Source organism: Serratia proteamaculans (genome assembly GCF_946227095.1).
GTDB classification, from domain to species: Bacteria; Pseudomonadota; Gammaproteobacteria; order Enterobacterales; family Enterobacteriaceae; genus Serratia; species Serratia proteamaculans_E.
Genome location: NZ_CAMISV010000023.1, coordinates 18,886 through 37,988 on the forward strand (window position 1 = coordinate 18,886; position 19,103 = coordinate 37,988).

The following is a 19,103-nucleotide window of genomic DNA, read 5'->3' on the forward strand; positions in this document are numbered from 1 at the left end:
TGGGCGATGGAAAGTAAAAAGGCACGCTATCCAGAGGATTTAGCGTGCCTTTTTGGGCTACCGGGTGTATCTGTTATTGTTCATTTTCATCCGTATAGCGTTTGGCTTTATAGGCCGGGTGCATCAGGTTCTCCACGGAGAAGATGTCATCCAGCTCGGCTTCGGTCAGCAGACCGCGTTCCAGCACCACTTCGCGTACGCTCTTGCCGGTTTCGGCACAGATCTTCCCGACGATGTCACCATTATGGTGGCCAATGAACGGGTTCAGATAGGTGACGATACCGATAGAATTGAAGACGTAGTGCTCGCAGACTTCTTTATTCGCGGTGATGCCGTTAATGCATTTTTCCAGCAGGTTATAGCAGGCGTTGGTCAGGATGTGGATAGACTCAAACATCGCCTGGCCAATCACCGGCTCCATCACGTTCAACTGCAGCTGACCCGCTTCGGCCGCCATGGTAACGCAAGTGTCGTTGCCAATCACCTTGAAACACACCTGATTAACCACTTCCGGGATCACCGGGTTCACCTTGGCAGGCATGATAGAGGAGCCCGCCTGCAGTTCCGGCAGGTTGATCTCGTTCAGGCCGGCGCGTGGGCCCGAAGACAGCAGGCGCAGGTCGTTACAGATCTTGGAGAGTTTGACCGCCAAACGTTTCAGGGCGCTGTGCACCATGACGTAGGCACCGCAGTCGGAAGTGGCTTCGATCAAGTCTTCGGCCAGCACGACCGGCAGATTACTGACTTCCGCCAGTTTCTGTACCGCCAACTGCGCGTAACCTTCCGGGGTGTTCAGAGCGGTACCGATCGCCGTGGCGCCCAGGTTCACTTCCAGCAGCAGTTCGGCAGTGCGGTGCAGGTTGCGAGTCTCTTCTTTCAGCAACACGCTGAACGCATGGAATTCCTGGCCCAGAGTCATAGGCACCGCATCCTGCAACTGGGTGCGGCCCATTTTCAGAATGGTTTCGAACTCTTTGGCTTTGTGGTCAAAACCTTCGCGCAGTTGGTTAATGGCGTCGATCAGCTTTTGGTTGGAAGCGTAAACCGCAATGCGGAAGCCGGTAGGGTAGGCATCGTTGGTGGACTGGCATTTGTTGAGGTGATCGTTAGGGTTCAGGTATTGGTATTCGCCTTTCTGATGACCCATCAGTTCCAGACCGATATTCGCCAGCACTTCGTTGGTGTTCATGTTCAGCGAAGTGCCTGCACCGCCCTGGAACACGTCTACCGGGAACTGATCCATACATTTGCCTTTATCCAGCACTTCATCACAGGCCTGGATAATGACATCGGCGATTTTGCGTGGGATGGTTTTTAGTTCTTTGTTCGCCAGTGCAGCGGCTTTTTTTACCATCACCATGCCGCGGACAAACTCGGGCACATCGCTAATTTTGCTATTGCTGATATAAAAGTTTTCAATCGCACGCAGAGTGTGAACACCGTAATAGGCTTCTGCGGGGACTTCACGTGTTCCTAACAGGTCTTCTTCGATACGAATGTTATTTGACATGAGAACCTTCTTTATATTGCTGCCGAATTAATTAATTGTCAGGTAACCAAATTATGTTGCCGAAGGCTTCAGGCGTGAAACGATTAACCACAGTGCCCGTTGCTGCCCAGATCATATGCTGGTTAGTAATAAATGACTGAATCCAGATCACCTTCTGAGCCTTCTAAAATCACGTGTTTTCCGTTCTGTGATCTCATTCACGTTTACTAACTTTAGCAATAAAAAAGGGCCTTTGGTTGAAATGACCATCGGCTGACCCCATTGTATTCAGGTCGGCCGTTTACCGGCCCCTTTTTCGCGTTGTCGCCCCGTGCGGCGGCGTAGATCTACCAGAGGAGAACCAGGTGCGCTGGTTACCGTTACTGCTGATATTTCTGTTGGCTTACATAGAAATATCCCTATTTATCAAAGTCGCCGCCGTCATGGGCGTGGCGATCACTCTGCTGCTGGTGGTGTTCACTTCCTGCGTTGGTATTTCGCTGGTGCGCAATCAGGGCATGAAAACCTTCATGCAGATGCAACAGAAGCTGGCTGCGGGTGAAAGCCCGGCAGCGGAAATGGTGAAGAGCGTTTCACTGGTGTTGGCAGGCTTTCTGCTGCTGGTGCCGGGGTTCTTTACCGACTTCCTGGGCTTGTTGCTCCTGTTACCGCCGGTGCAGAAGTCGCTGACGCTGAAGCTGATGCCGCATCTTTCGGTCTATCGTCCTGGCGGTTGGGGACCGGGCGGGGATGCTGCCAACGGCAATACTTTTGACGGTGAATTTCAACGTAAGAACGACGATCGTTATACGTTGGATCACCAGCCTGACGATCACGACAAACCTAAGGATCGATGAAAAAACGCGGCTCAGGCCGCGTTTTTTGCATCCGTAGCCCAGTATGGCCATCAAAAGCGAAAATTTTTTTGGCTGGCCCCTTGAAGGGGGATGGAATGCCCCCATTTCAAATCCCACGAGGCCGGTAATAACAATCCGGTGACAACCCTAAATCTGATAGAGACCTTCTTACAGGAGAGCGTTCAATGAGTATTCGTCCATTGCATGACCGCGTTATCGTCAAGCGCAAAGAAGTTGAATCAAAATCTGCTGGCGGCATCGTTCTGACTGGCTCTGCAGCGGGTAAATCTACTCGTGGTGAAGTAGTAGCCGTTGGTAAAGGACGTGTTCTGGAAAGCGGCAGCATCCAGCCGCTGGATGTGAAAGTTGGCGATATCGTGATTTTCAACGACGGTTACGGCGTGAAAGCAGAGAAGATCGACAATGAAGAAGTGTTGATCATGTCCGAAAGCGACATTCTGGCAATTGTTGAAGCGTAATAACGCTTTATCTTCTGAACTGAACGAGTTGAAGGGAAATACCAATGGCAGCTAAAGACGTAAAATTCGGCAATGACGCTCGCGTGAAAATGCTCCGCGGCGTGAATGTTCTCGCTGATGCAGTAAAAGTGACCCTGGGCCCGAAAGGCCGTAACGTAGTGCTGGACAAATCCTTCGGCGCTCCTACCATCACTAAAGATGGCGTATCTGTTGCTCGTGAGATTGAACTGGAAGACAAGTTCGAAAACATGGGCGCGCAGATGGTGAAAGAAGTTGCCTCTAAAGCGAACGACGCTGCGGGTGACGGTACCACCACTGCAACCGTATTGGCTCAATCCATCATCACCGAAGGCCTGAAAGCAGTGGCTGCCGGCATGAACCCGATGGATCTGAAGCGCGGTATCGACAAAGCGGTTATCGCCGCTGTTGAAGAACTGAAAAAACTGTCCGTACCTTGCTCTGACTCCAAAGCCATCGCTCAGGTAGGCACCATCTCTGCAAACTCCGACGAAACCGTCGGTAAACTGATTGCAGAAGCAATGGAAAAAGTGGGCAAAGAAGGCGTTATCACCGTTGAAGAAGGCACTGGCCTGCAAGACGAGCTGGACGTTGTTGAAGGGATGCAGTTTGACCGCGGTTACCTGTCTCCGTACTTCATCAACAAACCAGAAACCGGTTCTATCGAGCTGGAAAGCCCGTTCATCCTGCTGGCTGACAAAAAAATCTCCAACATCCGTGAAATGCTGCCAGTACTGGAAGCCGTGGCGAAAGCCGGCAAACCACTGCTGATCATTGCTGAAGATGTTGAAGGCGAAGCGCTGGCTACCCTGGTGGTTAACACCATGCGCGGCATCGTGAAAGTGGCTGCGGTTAAAGCACCTGGTTTCGGCGACCGTCGTAAAGCCATGCTGCAGGACATCGCTACCCTGACTGGCGGTACCGTCATCTCTGAAGAGATCGGTCTGGAGCTGGAAAAAACTACCCTGGAAGACCTGGGTACGGCTAAACGCATCGTGATCAACAAAGACACCACTATCATCATCGATGGTAATGGTGAAGAACCTGCGATTCAGGGCCGTGTGTCTCAGATCCGTCAGCAGATCGAAGAAGCAACTTCTGATTACGACCGTGAAAAACTGCAAGAGCGCGTAGCGAAACTGGCTGGCGGCGTTGCGGTAATCAAAGTCGGTGCAGCTACCGAAGTTGAAATGAAAGAGAAAAAAGCTCGCGTTGAAGATGCTCTGCACGCAACCCGTGCTGCAGTTGAAGAAGGCGTGGTTGCTGGTGGTGGTGTTGCACTGATTCGTGCAGCATCCAAACTGGGTGAACTGCGTGGCGTGAACGAAGATCAGAACGTGGGTATCAAAGTTGCGCTGCGCGCAATGGAATCCCCACTGCGTCAGATCGTTCTGAACTGCGGCGAAGAGCCATCTGTTGTTGCTAACACCGTGAAAGCGGGCGAAGGTAACTACGGTTACAACGCGGCAACTGAAGAATACGGCGACATGATCGCGATGGGCATCCTGGATCCAACCAAAGTAACCCGTTCTGCTCTGCAGTACGCGGCTTCTGTGGCTGGCCTGATGATCACCACCGAGTGCATGATCACCGACCTGCCAAAAGGCGACGCTCCTGATTTAGGCGGCGCTGGTGGTATGGGTGGCATGGGCGGTATGGGCGGCATGATGTAATCATCCCCCACACGTTTGTGTGCTGAAAACCCCGGTCAATTGGCCGGGGTTTTTTATTTGCGTGCTTGGTCGCACTGTATTTGATGATATTTTTGCAGACCAGGCTGATTTAGCTGGTAAACTGATCTTTCATCAGCTGTCGCTCAAGACGTTGGCCTGGCACCAATGGCAACGGATGCTTAAGAGATGGCATCGCTTTCTGATAAGCTTTTGCGAAATTCTCAATATCATATGGGGAACAAGATGCGGATTAAAGCCTTACTGGGTCTTTCGGCAGCCGTGCTGCTGGCAGGTTGCAGCAGCACCAATGAACTGTCCGCCGCAGGTCAGCAGGTTAAATTTACCGACACCAAACCGGCAGCAGAGTGTCAGCTGGTGGGCGAAGTGACTGGCACCCAGAGCAACTGGTTGTCCGGGAACGGGGGTGAAGGCAGCTCCATGCGTGGCGCGGCAAACGATCTGCGCAACAAGGCTGCAGCGATGGGTGGCAATGTGATTTATGGCGCCACCAGCCCAAGTCAGAACCTGCTTTCGAGCTTTGCCCCACTGGACAGCAAAATGGCTGGCCAGGTTTATAAGTGCCCATAACGGCATAACGAGTCGCTAATAACATAAAAAAGAGGCATGCCCAGGCATGCCTCTTTTTGTATTAGTACCCCGCCAGTCAGTCTTGCATCAGGTGCAGATCGAGAGGGGTTTTGCTTGGCTTGCCGCCGACCTCGCGGGTCAAACGCGGCATCAAATAGCCGGAAACCTTGCTCAACAGTGCCTGCATGATAGCGCGCGCCTCGTCGTCGCTGACCATAAAGTGCGCTGCACCCTGCACCTTATCCAGCACGTGGATGTAATAAGGCAGGATACCGGCGTCAAACAGCGCGTTGCTCAGTGCCGCCAGCGTATCGGCATTGTCATTGATACCGCGCAGCAGTACGCTTTGATTCAGCAGCGTGACGCCAGCCAGACGCAGTTGCGCCATGCTGGCCTGCAGCTCGCGGTCAATTTCATTGGCATGGTTGATGTGGGTGACCATCAGTACCTGAAGACGCGACGCCGACAGCCGCCGGCACAGCTCTGGTGTAATACGCGCCGGGATAACCACCGGTAAACGAGTGTGGATACGCAGGCGTTTTAGATGCGTAATGGCTTCAAGTTCACCGATCAACCAGTCCAGTTCGTGGTCCTTCGCCATCAGCGGATCGCCACCGGAGAAAATAATCTCATCCAGTTCCGGGTGTTGACGGATATAATCCAACGCCTGACGCCAGTTGGCCTTATTGCCCTGGTTGTCCTGATACGGGAAATGGCGACGGAAGCAGTAGCGGCAGTTGACCGCACAGCCGCCTTTAACCAGCAGCAAAGCACGATTACGGTATTTATGCAGCAGTCCTGGCACCACGCTACGCTGTTCATCCAGCGGATCGGTGGTGAAGCCGGGGGCGTTGATGAATTCCTCGCTGACGGTCAGTACCTGACGCAACAGCGGGTCATTGGCATCGCCAGGACGCATGCGCGCAGCGAAGGCGCGAGGGACGCGCAACGCAAAGAGCTGGCGTGCTTCGCGGCCCTGTGGCAGTTCCGGATGCGTATTCAGTGACAAAAGCTGCAGTAATTCATCGGGATCGGTAATAACATCGGCGAGTTGATGCAACCAATCTTCTCTATATGCCGTATTTTGGGTTATAATGTGTGCCATTTTTTTGGCTAAGCTACCAGTTTAAATATTCAGAGGGCCATCATGGCGACTTATTCTAGCAACGATTTCCGTCCGGGTCTTAAAATCATGTTCGAGGGCGAACCTTACGCTATCGAATCCAGTGAGTTCGTTAAGCCGGGCAAGGGCCAGGCATTTGCGCGCGTTAAAATGCGTCGTCTGCTGACCGGCAGCCGCGTTGAAAAAACCTTTAAATCTACCGACTCTTGCGAAGGCGCGGACGTTGTAGATACCAACATGAACTACCTGTACAACGACGGTGAGTTCTACCACTTCATGCACCCAGAAACTTTCGAGCAGCACGGGGTTGAAGAAAAAACCGTATCTGACGCGGCAAAATGGCTGCAAGATAACGCGGAATGTATCGTTACCCTGTGGGATGGTCGTCCTATCGCAGTTCAGCCACCGAACTTCATCGAAGCTGAAATCACTGATACAGACCCTGGCCTGAAAGGCGATACTGCCGGTACCGGCGGTAAGCCTGCGACCCTGAGCACCGGCGCAGTGGTTAAAGTGCCATTGTTCGTACAGATTGGCGAAGTTGTCCGTGTTGACACCCGCTCTGGCGAATACGTTTCACGCGTAAAATAAGTTTCAAAACAAAGGAGCCCAGCGTGGCTCCTTTGTTTTACCCCTCCCGCATATTGTTGGCAGAATCCCTATAATGAAGAAAACTCTGTTGGCCATTATCTCTCTGTTGTTACTGATGTCCCTTAGCGGTTGTAATACTTTCCGTGGCTTCGGTGAAGACGTTCAGCACCTCGGCGGCGCTATCTCGCGTACAGCCAGTTAATAAGTATCAAATGCACTAATGTAATAGTGCGAAATAAGACCGTTTTAAACAGCAACTCCCGCTGATATTTACTAAGCTTAGAAAGCCGTACTTTTTCCTCACTGACAAATAAGGGCTTTCATATGCTGAAGAAAAGTATTATCGCGATTTTCTCTTTGATGATCTTAACCTCATTGACCGCATGCAATACCACTCAGGGCGTGGGCGAAGATATTCAGGCTGGTGGTAAGGCCATCCAGCGTAGCGCGCAATAACCTATCTTGCTGATTTCTGCGGTATTCCGCGAACCGCCACGAACAGGCATCGTCGTGGGATACCGTTTCCCTTACTGAATTTCCCCAGACAAGCACCTTGGTGCTGTTATCCTCCCCAGCCGAAGGTATAATCTCCTCGCATATCACAACGCTAAACGGGACGACCTGTTTACGCATCTGCATCCGGGGACGACCCCATCGTAATGGAGCCTGTTAGATGGCTTGGATTATTCTGCTTATTGCCGGGTTACTTGAAGTGGTTTGGGCTATCGGCCTGAAATACACCCACGGTTTTACCCGCCTGACCCCCAGCCTTATCACAATTGCCGCCATGGTGGTCAGTATGCTGTTGTTGGCGCATGCGATGAAAACGTTGCCCGCTGGCACGGCCTACGCGGTCTGGACCGGTATTGGTGCAGTAGGGGCAGCGATTATGGGGATGGTGCTACTGGGCGAATCAACCAATATTGCGCGCATTCTCAGCCTGTGCCTGATTGTTGTTGGCATATTGGGGCTGAAGTTCAGCACCCCTTAAGGGATTGAAAAGGCGGCCCACGGGAGTGGCCGCCAGAAGGGTTTACAGAGTTACGACGCCGATCACGGTCACGACGCTGAGGATTGCAGCCAGGCCGTAGAATACCCATTTGCCGGCTGGCACATGGATTTTCAGATCGTGCATGGCATGATGGATACGGTGTAGACCGCACCACAGCGGCAGGATAATCATCAGCAGCAGGAACAGGCGGCCGATCAGGCTTTGGCAGAATGCCAGAATACGGTCATAGCCCAGCGCATCGCCGGGAAACAGCCCCAGCGGCAGCAGAATGCCGACCAACAGCACGATAGCGGGGGCAATGATCGCTCCCCACATGCCACCGGCGCCGAATAACCCCCAGAAAACCGGCTCGTCTGAGCGTTTAGGTGCTTGATTTATCATGTTTCCTCCGGATTACACCAAGGCCACGGCCAGGATGACCACGCTGGCGACCACGGTCACCGCCCACAGCGTTTTCACTATTGGCCCCGGGCCCATTTTCTCGCTGTTGACCACAATATTGGCGGCTTTCGGCGCCAAATCGAACCAGGTCTTGGTATGCAGCAGCGCGGCCAGCAGGGCAACGACGTTAATCAGCAGCACCAGCGGGTTTTGCAGAAAACCGACGAAACCGGCCCAACTGTCCACGCCACCTTTCAGCGCAAAGACGCCGTAGATCAGCACAATGCTGAACCAGACCGCCGGTACCGAGGTACTTTCTCGCAGCATATAGAAACGGTAGAAGCCGAGCTTTTGCCACCAGGTCGGCGTCATGGTGCGCACATAGGGCTTACGTTGTGTTGTCATTACTGTTTATCTCCCTTATTGCGGCTTCAGCATGGCGATCATGAAGTCTTTGGCACTCTCGACCTTGCCCTGCTGAATAGCAGCAGCCGGGTCGACGTGCTTCGGACAAACTTCAGAGCAGTAGCCGACAAAGGTACAACTCCAGACGCCGTTTTCACCGTTAAGCTGCGCCATACGCTGTTTCTGGCCGTGATCGCGGTTATCCAGGTTGTAGCGGTGCGCCAGGGTGATCGCCGCCGGGCCGATAAACTCTGGGTTCAGGCCGAACTGCGGGCAAGCGGCATAGCACAAGCCGCAGTTGATGCAGCCAGAGAACTGGTGATACTTGGCCATCTGCGCCGGAGTCTGCACGTTAGGGCCATCTTCCGGTTTGCGGTTATTGCCGATGATGTAAGGCTTAATCGCTTCCAGACTTTCGATAAAGTGGGTCATATCGACCACCAGATCGCGTTCAATCGGGAAGTTGCCCAGCGCTTCTACCTTCATGCCGCCAGTGTATTCGCGCAGGAAGGTTTTACAGGCCAGCTTCGGCACCCGGTTAACCATCATGCCGCACGAGCCGCAGATTGCCATGCGGCATGACCAGCGGTAGGAAAGGTCGGGGGCCAGGTTATCCTTGATGTAGCCCAGTGCGTCGAGCAACGAGGTTTGCTCATCATAAGGCACCGCGAAGGTCTCGAAATGCGGCTCAGAGTCGCGTTCCGGGTTATAGCGCATGACCTCGATTTTCAGCGTGTTCATCTCAGCCATTTGCCTGCTCCTTATCCTTTTTATCCTGCGCTTCGGCTTCAGCGCCGTACACACGTTTGGCCGGTGGCAGTTTGGTGATCTTCACGTCGCTGTATTCCAGGCGGGGTGCGCCGTTCGGGTTATGGAATGCCAGCGTATGCTTGAGGAAGTTCACGTCGTCACGTTCGGTACAGCCTTCGTCCAGACGCTGGTGAGCACCGCGGGACTCTCTGCGGTTTAAGGCGGAGTGCGCCATGCATTCGGCCACGTCCAGCCCGTAACCCAGCTCGATGGTGTACAGCAGATCGGTATTGAATACGCTGGAGCTGTCGGTAATTTTGACGCGTTTAAAGCGTTCTTTCAGCTCAGCCAGTTTATCGACGGTTTTCTGCATCAGTTCCGGCGTACGGTAAATACCGCAGCCTTCTTCCATCGACATACCCATCTCGTCGCGGATTTTGGCCCAGTTTTCGTTACCTTCCTGCTTCATCAGGTTGCTCAGCCGGGTTTCGACGTCGCGCCCTTGTGCATCCAGGGCACTGCCGTTGGCCGGGCCGGTTTCTAGCGCGCGGCGAGCGGCTTGCTCACCGGCCACCCGGCCGAACACCACTAGTTCCGCCAGTGAATTGGAACCCAGGCGGTTGGCGCCATGCAGGCCGACGGAGGAACATTCGCCGACGGCAAACAGCCCCTTGATGCGGGTTTCGCAGTTTTGATCGGTTTCAATGCCGCCCATGGTGTAGTGCGCGGTTGGGCGCACTGGGATCGGCTCCTTCACCGGATCGACACCGACGTAGGCCTTGGCCAGTTCACAGATGAACGGCAGGCGTTCCAGCAGTTTCTTCTCACCCAGGTGACGCAGGTCGAGATAGACCACATCACCACGTGGGGTAGGGACGGTGCGGCCGGCACGCCATTCGTGCCAGAAGGCCTGCGAGACTTTGTCACGCGGACCCAGCTCCATGTATTTGTTCTTTGGCTCACCCAGCGGGGTTTCCGGACCCATGCCGTAGTCCTGCAGGTAACGATAGCCGTCTTTGTTTACCAGAATGCCGCCTTCACCACGGCAGCCTTCGGTCATCAGGATACCGGAGCCCGGCAGGCCGGTAGGGTGATATTGGACGAACTCCATATCACGCAAGGGGATGCCGTGGTGGAACGCCATGCCCATGCCATCACCGGTGACGATGCCGCCGTTGGTGTTGTAGCGGTACACGCGGCCGGCACCGCCGGTCGCCATGATCACGGCATTGGCGCGGATCTGTACGCGAGTGCCTTCCATCATGTTCATCGCCACCAGGCCGCGGGCCTGGCCGTCATCCACCAGAATATCCAGTACAAAGTGCTCGTCGAAACGCTGGATTTGCGGGTATTTGAGGGAGGTTTGGAACAGAGTGTGCAGCATGTGGAAGCCGGTTTTGTCGGCGGCGAACCAGGTGCGTTCAATCTTCATGCCGCCGAAGCGACGTACGTTGACTGAACCGTCCTCTTTGCGGCTCCATGGGCAACCCCATTGTTCAAGCTGGGTCATTTCGCGCGGGCAGTTGTGAACGAAATGGTCGACCACGTCCTGTTCACACAGCCAATCGCCCCCGGCAACGGTGTCGTTGAAGTGGTAGTCGAAGCTATCGTGATCCTGAGTGACGGCGGCGGAGCCCCCTTCTGCGGCCACGGTATGGCTGCGCATCGGGTAGACTTTTGAGATTAGTGCGATTTTCAGTTGGGGGTTGGCTTCCGCTGCGGCTATTGCTGCACGTAAACCAGCACCCCCGGCCCCAATAATGGCAAGATCGGCGTTAAAGGTTTGCACTGCATTCCTCCAATATTCTTGTTAAGAACGACAAATTAAATATCTATGCTTAATATTTATAAAAATTCTTCGGGTGCTAACTAACTGAGTTCATTATCGTTGCATTAATACTAAGGATAGATATCTCCCACCAATAATGTGGAATTAACTATACCTAAAGTTAAGTAGAAGAAATTTGATGTGATCGATTGTTTTGCCTTTTAACTGCCAGCCGGAAGGATAATTTACCGTCAGCAGGATTTAACGTTTATTCACCTTTTATTAACCTTATTACTAACGCTTTATCAGTTAATGTCCCGGTTAAAAGCGTCCTGCCTGTTAAGAATTTGTTTGCATGCCGGGATACGAGTAGACTGCATCCCCTGTTTGATTTCGGAGTAATTACCATGAGCGAAACGGCAAGCTGGCAGCCAAGTGCACCCATCGCCAATTTGTTGAAGCGCGCAGCGATCCTGACTGAGATCCGGCGTTTCTTCGCCGATCGTGGCGTATTGGAAGTTGAGACGCCAACCATGAGCCAGGCGACGGTCACCGATATCCACCTGTTCCCGTTCCAGACGCGTTTTGTCGGACCCGGCGCGGCGGATGGCCTGACGCTGTACATGATGACCAGCCCGGAATACCACATGAAGCGGTTGTTGGCGGCAGGTAGCGGTCCGATCTATCAGATGGGTCGCAGTTTCCGTAATGAAGAAGCTGGCCGTCACCACAACCCTGAATTCACCATGCTGGAGTGGTACCGTCCGCATTACGACATGTACCGGCTGATGAATGAGGTGGACGATCTGCTACAGCAGGTGCTGGATTGCGATAGTGCGGAAACCCTGTCGTATCAGCAGGCTTTCTTGCGTCATCTGGATATCGATCCGCTGTCAGCGGAGAAGGCGCAACTGCGTGAAGCCGCGGCCAAGCTTGATCTGAGCAACATTGCCGACACCGAAGAAGATCGCGACACGCTGTTGCAGTTGCTGTTCACCGTCGGCGTGGAGCCGCACATTGGCCGTGACAAGCCGGCGTTCGTTTATCACTTCCCGGCCAGCCAGGCGTCGTTGGCGGAGATCAGCACTGAAGATCACCGGGTGGCGGAGCGTTTCGAGGTCTATTTCAAAGGCATTGAACTGGCGAATGGTTTCCGTGAACTGACGGACAGCCGCGAGCAAGGTCAGCGCTTTGCGCAGGACAACCGCAAGCGTGCGGAACGTGGCCTGCCACAGCACCCGATTGATAACAACCTGTTGGACGCTTTGCAGCACGGCATGCCTGAATGCTCCGGTGTGGCGTTGGGGGTTGATCGCCTGGTGATGCTGGCACTGGGTGCCGAGAGCCTGAGTGAAGTGATTGCCTTCCCGGTTGGGCGCGCGTAACCGCGATACCCGTCGTCTTTCAAGCTGCAGCGTTGTTACCTGCACTCACTCACCCCAGTTACTTACTTAAGTAAGCGCCTGGGGATGAGCGAGCTGGGCGCCTAGCTGCAACTTGAAAGCCATAGGGTATATTGTGGTGGTAAAAGGGTTCGGTGTTGCATTGCACGCCGAACCCTTTTTGCATTCTGTGATTACAGACTGCCCGATTCGCGTTTGGTGTTTGGCGCTGGCGTTGACGGCGGAGTACGGCCGTTACTGGTCAAGCGGGATAGCGTCTCGCTGCGTACCTGGAACGGTGGGTATGGCAGCGTAATGCCATGCTCGCGGTAACCGGCCAGAATCAACTGATGGATCTCGTGGCGTAGCGGCATGCGGTGACCCATCTCGGCGGCGTAAATACGCAGCTCAAAGATTTGGATACCCTGCTGCAGATCAACCAGATATACCTCTGGTGCCGGGGTATCCAACACCAGGGAACAGCGCTCGGCGGCGTTGGTCAGGATCTTGGTCACCTCTTCGCTGTTGGCTTCTCCCGGTGCCGGCACCGTCAGTACCACACGGGTCAGGTTGTCCGACAGCGACCAGTTGATGAACTGCTCGGTGATAAACGCCTTGTTCGGCACAATGATCTCTTTGCGATCCCAATCCGAAATGGTGGTGGCACGAGTATTTATCTTGGTAACGCTGCCGGTCAGGTTGCGGATCGTTACGGTATCGCCGATGCGGATCGGTTTCTCGAACAAAATGATCAGGCCGGAGATAAAGTTGGAGAAGATCTCCTGCATACCGAAGCCCAACCCCACGCTGAGCGCGGTCACGACCCACTGCAGTTTCGACCATTCAATGCCGATCCACGAGAAGCTGAGTAGGGCGCCGAACAGCAACAGCAGGTACTTGGTGATGGTGGTAATGGCATAGCCGGTGCCCGGCGTCAGATCCAGGTGTTGCAGTACCGCCAGCTCCAGCAGTGCCGGCAGGTTACGTACCAACTGCATGGTGACAATCAGTACCAGAATGGCGATCAATACCGCACCCAGGGTAATCGGGTGCGCGGTATCGACGCCATTGACCGTCGAGCTGACGTTCCACAGGGTGATATTTTCCAGGAAGCTAAAGGCGGAATGGATCTCTGACCACAGCACGATCACCGACACCAACGCGATCATCGTCAGGATCGAACGGACCAGCCGCAACGACTGGGCGCTGATGGTGTCCAGATCGATCTCCGAATCATCCAGATCCATCGAGCCTTCGGTGCTGTTAGGCGTGTGTGAGCTTTCTTCCTCACCGCGAGCACGCTGGGCCAGGATATCGGCGCGGCGCTGCTTGGCACGGTCAAAGGCGATACGCCGCCGCTGGATCAGCATCCAGCGGCGAATAATATGGTAAATCACCAGCAGGAAGAACCAGATGGCGACCGAGGTTTCCAGACGCGCCAGCAGCGCCTGTGAAGTGGTCAGGTAGCCGACGGCCGAGGCCAGCGCTGCCAAAACCGGTGCCGACAGCAGCAGTCCCCACAGCGCGGTGTTGACCATGTTCTCGCCGGAACCTTTTTTGTCCAGATACAGCGGGATGCCGGCGCGTTTCAGGCTGTTGGTCACGAGAGCCAATGCCAGACACAGCAAGATGAAGCACAGCCGGCCAAGGGTATTGGCAAATTCACGTTCTTTCAGGCTGTCGAAGGTGATTAGCGCCATGATCAGCGGCACGATCAGCCAGATCGACATTTTGTAGTAACGCATGGCGCGCGAAACCTGTTTCGCCGGCCAGCGGAAATGCACGATAAACAGCCCTTGCGGATGGGCAAAGGCGGCGCAGATCATACAGACCCACAAGATCGGCAACGTGGCGGTGACGCCCTTACCGATGGCTTCGGCTACCGGGTAGTTCCAGGCACTTTGCAGGCCAAAGCCGAGAGCGGCCCACAGTACCGGCAGCGGCAGCGCCACCAGAATTGACCAGAACACGGTGCGTACCGTCAGGAAGAACTCATCTTGGGTGACTTTGCCCACCCGGCTGCTGGCACGTGTCAGGAAGGCGTGGTAGTGCTTGCGGGAGCTAATGCTGAAAATCACCAGCAGCAGGGCACCGAAAATCGGGATCAGCGTTTCCTTGCTGGTGACCATCATCATGAAGGCGCCGCCGAGCTGCGACAGCGTATCCAGTGACAGTAACAGGGTGAGATCGTGCGCCACGTTAATCGGGTAGGACAGGGTGATCGGATTAATGTCCGGTACCCAGAACAGATAACGGTGGGTGGCGTCCCGGATTTCGTTCAGCGCTTCAATCAGCTGAGTGTTAGCCACTTTCAGCTTGGTCAGCTCGAGAATTTGGGTATCACAACCCGAGAGCAGTGAATTCAGCAGTTCGCGCTGGGTACGTAACTGGGCGTCAACGATACGCCGTTCCGCGTTGGTCAGTTCACTGCCGTCGTCGCGCTTAAACTCGCGCTGTGGGAGTTTCTCCAACTGGCTTTCAAACTGCAACCGTTGCACGCGTAGCTGGGCCATATCGCCGTCCAACTGCTGCGGCTTGGGCATTTCCGGCAGTGTCGCCACCTGGGCACGCAGGGTTTCACCCAGCGCCGATGAGGAGCCGAGCCACTGGGCCTGTTCAATAATGGTGCTCAATGCCTGACGCACCTGCAGCGTTTGTGCGGCGGCCTGACGTTGTTGAGATGAGATCAGATCCATGCGCTGGGCCTGATTGTTCAGCGCGGCGGAAAGCTCACGGTTGATCTGTAGCTGCTGGCTGATACTTTGCGGCAGGTCACCGTTCTGTTCGGCCAACTGCTCGGTTTTTTCCAGCGCCAGTTCGGCTTCACGCTGCCGCTGGGCATTGAGGTTATTGCGCAGCGCCTGTAGCTGGATGTCGATTTTCTCGTGGCGCTTTTTGTATACCTCGGCGCGCATTCGCGCCAGTTCCTGACGATTATTGGCCGACAGTTGCGCCAGTTCGAGTTCATCGACTTTGGCCTTGCGCGCCGCGGCTTCGGTCTGTAGTAACGCCAGCGCGGCCTGAGCGTGCGGGGTGGTCGGGTTGGCGGGCTGAGCCTGCAGGCGGCGTTGTACTTCCGTCAGCGCCCGGCGTGCGTCGGTCTGCTGCTGAGGCAATTGGCCGAGAGAATCGCTGATTTCCCGCGTTCGCTCCTGTTCCTGCTGTAACAGACGAGCCTGTTCCAGCAGTAGGCTGCTGGTTTGCAGGATCTGCTGCTCGAGATCGCTGGCCGGCAGGTTATCGCCGTTCGGCAAGATCTTACTGTCTTCCACCACCAGTTGACGGCGCAGTTCCTGCGTCATCTTCGGGAAATCGTCGATCACCCGCTGATACTGCTCAACGCGGGTCAACGACTCTTTGCGTTCCGATAACCAGTTAAGGGCGCTCTGCAGCGCCTCAGTGGTTTCCGCCTGATTAGGCGCGTTCTTGGTGCTCTCTACCTGCTTCAGCTCTTGTTTAAGCTGATTTTCGGTAGGCACCGTGGCGGCCAGCACCGATTGAGACAGTAAACAACCGAGCAATAGCGTAATAATCAGGCGCACAGTATCAATTCCCTTAGATCTGCGGTGTTTGTGCGGCGGCAGGTACAGCCGGGATTTCTGCGAAGGCCTCGCCCATGCGGGTCACGGTGCCGTTGTTCAACTGCGGAGCAAACTGCACGCTGCCTGGGGTAAACAGGTTGATGACCGTCGAACCCAGTTTGAAGCGACCCATTTCTGCCCCTTTCTCCAGCGCGATAGCACCTTCAGAGCCTTCTGCCGGATAGGTCCAGCGTTTGATGACGCCTTCGCGCGGTGGCGTAACGGTGCCGGCCCAGACGGTTTCGATGCTGCCAACGATGGTGGCACCCACCAGGATTTGCACCATGGGGCCGATGGCGGTATCGAATACGCAGATCACACGCTCATTGCGGGCAAACAGATTTGGCACGTTGGCAGCGGTCAGCGGGTTGACGGAAAACAGGTCGCCCGGGACATAAATCATTTCGCGCAGCACGCCGTCGCACGGCATATGCACGCGGTGATAATCACGCGGTGCCAGGTAAGTGGTGGCGAACAGGCCATTACGGAACGGCTCGGCCAGCATGTAGTTACCGGCCAGCAGCGCTTCCAGGCTGTAGTAATGGCCCTTGGCCTGGAAAATCTGGTCGTCGTTGATTGGGCCGAGTTGGCTAATCGCACCGTCGGCGGGCAGCGCCAGCCAGTTGGCATCGCTGACGATCGGACGCACGCCATCACGCAGCGGGCGCACAAAGAATTCGTTGAAGCTGGCGTAAGAACTGAGCTCAGGGTGTTGCGACTCTTGCATGTTCACACGGTAGTAACGGGCGAATGCCTTCAGTACCAACTGGGTCAGCCAGCCGGCTTTTTTATCCGCGCCCCAGCCAGCCAGACGGGTCAGCGCCAGTTTGGGTAACCAATACTGCAATTTAATTTTGATGCTATCCAGCACATTAACCTCGTGAATCGGGGTAAAGGGCGCGCATTGTCACCGTGGCTCCGCCACAGTCAACGCCGCCCGGTATTATCAGCCTGCGGCGTCGGTAAAGTTCTTGCGAACTTTCACGGATGCCATGCTTTCCAGAATGCGATGGTAGTTTTCAAAGCGCTCTTTCGCGATATCGCCTTTCTCCATCGCCCCACGAATGGCGCAGCCTGGATCGGTGTCGTGGCGGCAGTCGCGGAATTTACAACCGCCCAAATAGTCACGGAATTCGACATAGGCTTGAGTCACTTGTTCCGGCTCCAGATGCCACAGACCAAACTCACGCACACCCGGTGAATCGATCACATCGCCGCCGTGCTGGAAATGGTACAGCCGCGCGGCGGTGGTGGTATGTTGCCCGAGGCCAGAGACATCGGAAACCTGATTTACCAGAATTTGCTTATCGCTCGGTGGCAGCAGGGCATTCAACAGGCTGGATTTACCCACCCCGGACTGACCGGCAAAGATACTGATGCGATCAACCAGCGCTTGTTCAAACGCCTCCATACCTTCACGCGTCTGGCTGGAGACTTCCAGCACCCGGTAGCCGATATGGCGGTAGATATCCATCATGCCGTCGACGTGCTTGCGTGCTTCGGCATCCAGCAAATCGATTTTATTCAGCACGATCAGCGGTTCGACCTCCAGCGTTTCACAAGCCACCAGATAACGGTCGATCATATTCAGTGACAGCTCTGGCAGGATCGCGGAAACGATGACGATCTGATCGATATTGGCGGCGATGGGTTTCACGCCGTCGTAAATGTCGGGACGGTTCAGGACGGAAGTGCGTTCATGCACGGCCTCGACGATGCCTTTGACCCCTGCATGGGTGCCGACGCCTGGGCGCCACACCACGCGATCGCCGGTCACCAGCGAACGCAATGTACGGCGGATATTGCAGCGGTGCTGGGTGCCATCCGCGGCCTCAACGTCGGCGTGCATGCCGAAACGGCTGATGACGATGCCGTCTTGCGGCTCGCCCAGTTGGGAATCATCCAATTCCGGTTTCTTATCAATGCGTTTCAGGCGACGTTGATGGTTCGCCTGCACGCGGCGTTCTTGACCTTTGGACAGTTTGTTCTTGCTCACTGCGCCTCACTTGAATCCGCTTTATCGCTCATGGCGACCAAAACGACTATGATACACGCTATTTTATATTAAATAACCGTTGTTAGCCGCCACGCGCAGCGGACCTCCGTCGGCAAATAGCCAGCGCCGGTCGCCGCCTTGCCTACAGTTTGTTTATCTTTTGGCTTTTACGCAGGAAATATCATGACAGGAAACGAAAATAACCTGATTTGGATCGATCTGGAGATGACCGGATTGGATCCGGAACGCGATCGTATCATCGAGATCGCTACGTTGGTCACTGACGCCAATCTGAACATTCTTGCGGAAGGGCCGGTGATCGCCGTGCATCAATCCGATGAACAGCTTGGCCTGATGGATGACTGGAACGTGCGTACTCATACCGGCAGCGGGCTGGTGGAGCGGGTGAAGGCCAGCCAATTCGATGATCATGCCGCCGAGCTGGCCACCATCGCCTTCCTGCAGCAGTGGGTACCGGCGGGTAAATCACCGATCTGCGGCAACAGCGTGGGCCAGGACCGCCGTTTCCTGTTCCGTTATATGCCCGAGCTGGAAGCCTACTTCCATTACCGCTATCTGGATGTCAGTACCTTGAAAGAGTTGGCGCGCCGCTGGAAGCCGGAAATCCTCAGTGGTTTTAAGAAGCAGGGCACTCATCAGGCGATGGATGATATCCGTGAGTCAGTGGGCGAACTGGCCTATTACCGTGAGCATTTCATTAAGTTGTAATGGATGCACGGCCCCTTAACCGGGGTCGTATTGCCAAAAGCGCCCGATCCCGCCGCTTAATTAGCCAGTTTGGCGCTTTAATCGGCAATCAAACAAAAATCGCGTTTTTTTGCTTTCAGGGGCTTGCGGCAGAAAGGATTTCTCGTATAATGCGCACCCCGTACCGATGAAGAATTTCGTTTAGTTCCGACATCGTTACGCCGGGCGGGAATAGCTCAGTTGGTAGAGCACGACCTTGCCAAGGTCGGGGTCGCGAGTTCGAGTCTCGTTTCCCGCTCCAA

Annotated in this window: 19 protein-coding genes and 1 tRNA gene; 11 read left to right on the forward strand and 9 right to left on the reverse strand. The window is 54.9% G+C overall.

The genetic code is table 11. From position 1 onward, the window contains the following. Positions 1–73: 73 nt before the first annotated feature. Complete coding sequence (gene aspA / locus OC597_RS26165) at positions 74–1,510, reverse strand: aspartate ammonia-lyase (protein WP_129935278.1); 1,437 nt, start codon at positions 1,508–1,510, stop codon at positions 74–76. 344 nt (positions 1,511–1,854) lie between these two features. On the opposite strand from aspA, the gene OC597_RS26170 reads away from it, so the two are divergent. The 4 genes from OC597_RS26170 to OC597_RS26185 all read left to right on the forward strand — a co-directional run bounded on the left by OC597_RS26170 (position 1,855) and on the right by OC597_RS26185 (position 5,104). Next, positions 1,855–2,346 (forward strand): FxsA family protein, encoded by a 492-nt coding sequence (locus tag OC597_RS26170; RefSeq protein ID WP_261463947.1) that lies wholly within the window; start codon positions 1,855–1,857, stop codon positions 2,344–2,346. Between the two features lie 185 nt (positions 2,347–2,531). Beyond that, positions 2,532–2,825 carry a co-chaperone GroES gene (locus OC597_RS26175; RefSeq protein WP_085119369.1) on the forward strand — a complete coding sequence of 98 codons (294 nt, stop codon included), beginning with the start codon at positions 2,532–2,534 and terminating at the stop codon, positions 2,823–2,825. Between the two features lie 44 nt (positions 2,826–2,869). Next, positions 2,870–4,516 (forward strand): chaperonin GroEL, encoded by a 1,647-nt coding sequence (gene groL, locus OC597_RS26180; RefSeq protein ID WP_099065429.1) that lies wholly within the window; start codon positions 2,870–2,872, stop codon positions 4,514–4,516. A 243-nt stretch (positions 4,517–4,759) separates the two neighbouring features. Beyond that, the gene (locus OC597_RS26185; protein WP_012004874.1) at positions 4,760–5,104 is read left to right on the forward strand and encodes a DUF4156 domain-containing protein; all 345 of its coding nucleotides are present in this window, start codon (positions 4,760–4,762) and stop codon (positions 5,102–5,104) included. A gap of 76 nt (positions 5,105–5,180) precedes the next feature. Here OC597_RS26185 and epmB read toward each other — a convergent pair whose 3' ends face one another. Continuing rightward, on the reverse strand, positions 5,181–6,209 hold the full coding sequence (epmB, locus tag OC597_RS26190; protein WP_262211124.1) for an EF-P beta-lysylation protein EpmB: 1,029 nt from the start codon (positions 6,207–6,209) through the stop codon (positions 5,181–5,183). Between the two features lie 42 nt (positions 6,210–6,251). Here epmB and efp point away from each other — a divergent pair, with 42 nt between their 5' ends. From efp to sugE, 4 genes are all read left to right on the forward strand, one after another. Beyond that, positions 6,252–6,818, forward strand: a complete 567-nt coding sequence (efp, locus tag OC597_RS26195; protein WP_004952647.1) for an elongation factor P — start codon at positions 6,252–6,254, stop codon at positions 6,816–6,818. A 70-nt stretch (positions 6,819–6,888) separates the two neighbouring features. After that, positions 6,889–7,020 carry an entericidin A/B family lipoprotein gene (locus tag OC597_RS26200; protein WP_085119376.1) on the forward strand — a complete coding sequence of 44 codons (132 nt, stop codon included), beginning with the start codon at positions 6,889–6,891 and terminating at the stop codon, positions 7,018–7,020. 122 nt (positions 7,021–7,142) lie between these two features. Further along, entirely contained in the window at positions 7,143–7,274 is a 132-nt protein-coding gene (locus tag OC597_RS26205; RefSeq protein ID WP_044553925.1) for an entericidin A/B family lipoprotein, read from the forward strand. A 217-nt stretch (positions 7,275–7,491) separates the two neighbouring features. Beyond that, the gene (gene sugE / locus OC597_RS26210) at positions 7,492–7,809 is read left to right on the forward strand and encodes a quaternary ammonium compound efflux SMR transporter SugE (RefSeq protein WP_085119378.1); all 318 of its coding nucleotides are present in this window, start codon (positions 7,492–7,494) and stop codon (positions 7,807–7,809) included. Between the two features lie 42 nt (positions 7,810–7,851). Here sugE and frdD read toward each other — a convergent pair whose 3' ends face one another. From frdD to frdA, 4 genes are read right to left on the reverse strand one after another with little or no spacing between them, the layout of a single operon-like run. After that, positions 7,852–8,211 (reverse strand): fumarate reductase subunit FrdD, encoded by a 360-nt coding sequence (gene frdD / locus OC597_RS26215; protein ID WP_012004879.1) that lies wholly within the window; start codon positions 8,209–8,211, stop codon positions 7,852–7,854. Between the two features lie 12 nt (positions 8,212–8,223). After that, positions 8,224–8,616 carry a fumarate reductase subunit FrdC gene (gene frdC / locus OC597_RS26220; protein WP_261092181.1) on the reverse strand — a complete coding sequence of 131 codons (393 nt, stop codon included), beginning with the start codon at positions 8,614–8,616 and terminating at the stop codon, positions 8,224–8,226. A 15-nt stretch (positions 8,617–8,631) separates the two neighbouring features. Beyond that, positions 8,632–9,366, reverse strand: a complete 735-nt coding sequence (locus OC597_RS26225) for a succinate dehydrogenase/fumarate reductase iron-sulfur subunit (RefSeq protein ID WP_085119384.1) — start codon at positions 9,364–9,366, stop codon at positions 8,632–8,634. Further along, positions 9,359–11,155: a fumarate reductase (quinol) flavoprotein subunit gene (gene frdA, locus OC597_RS26230; RefSeq protein WP_099064459.1), complete on the reverse strand. Its 1,797-nt coding sequence runs from the start codon at positions 11,153–11,155 to the stop codon at positions 9,359–9,361. The genes OC597_RS26225 and frdA overlap by 8 nt, the downstream gene beginning before the upstream one ends. A gap of 386 nt (positions 11,156–11,541) precedes the next feature. Here frdA and epmA point away from each other — a divergent pair, with 386 nt between their 5' ends. After that, on the forward strand, positions 11,542–12,519 hold the full coding sequence (gene epmA, locus OC597_RS26235) for an elongation factor P--(R)-beta-lysine ligase (protein WP_099064460.1): 978 nt from the start codon (positions 11,542–11,544) through the stop codon (positions 12,517–12,519). A gap of 191 nt (positions 12,520–12,710) precedes the next feature. On the opposite strand, the gene mscM is transcribed toward epmA, so the two are convergent. From mscM to rsgA, 3 genes are all read right to left on the reverse strand, one after another. Beyond that, entirely contained in the window at positions 12,711–16,058 is a 3,348-nt protein-coding gene (gene mscM / locus OC597_RS26240; RefSeq protein WP_261463943.1) for a miniconductance mechanosensitive channel MscM, read from the reverse strand. Between the two features lie 13 nt (positions 16,059–16,071). Further along, on the reverse strand, positions 16,072–16,968 hold the full coding sequence (asd, locus tag OC597_RS26245) for an archaetidylserine decarboxylase (protein ID WP_261424996.1): 897 nt from the start codon (positions 16,966–16,968) through the stop codon (positions 16,072–16,074). A 75-nt stretch (positions 16,969–17,043) separates the two neighbouring features. Continuing rightward, positions 17,044–18,093 (reverse strand): small ribosomal subunit biogenesis GTPase RsgA, encoded by a 1,050-nt coding sequence (rsgA, locus tag OC597_RS26250; RefSeq protein ID WP_261256843.1) that lies wholly within the window; start codon positions 18,091–18,093, stop codon positions 17,044–17,046. Positions 18,094–18,276: 183 nt separating this feature from the next. On the opposite strand from rsgA, the gene orn reads away from it, so the two are divergent. Further along, entirely contained in the window at positions 18,277–18,822 is a 546-nt protein-coding gene (orn, locus tag OC597_RS26255) for an oligoribonuclease (protein ID WP_085119392.1), read from the forward strand. Positions 18,823–19,026: 204 nt separating this feature from the next. Next, positions 19,027–19,102, forward strand: a tRNA-Gly gene (locus OC597_RS26260). Position 19,103 lies beyond the last annotated feature (1 nt).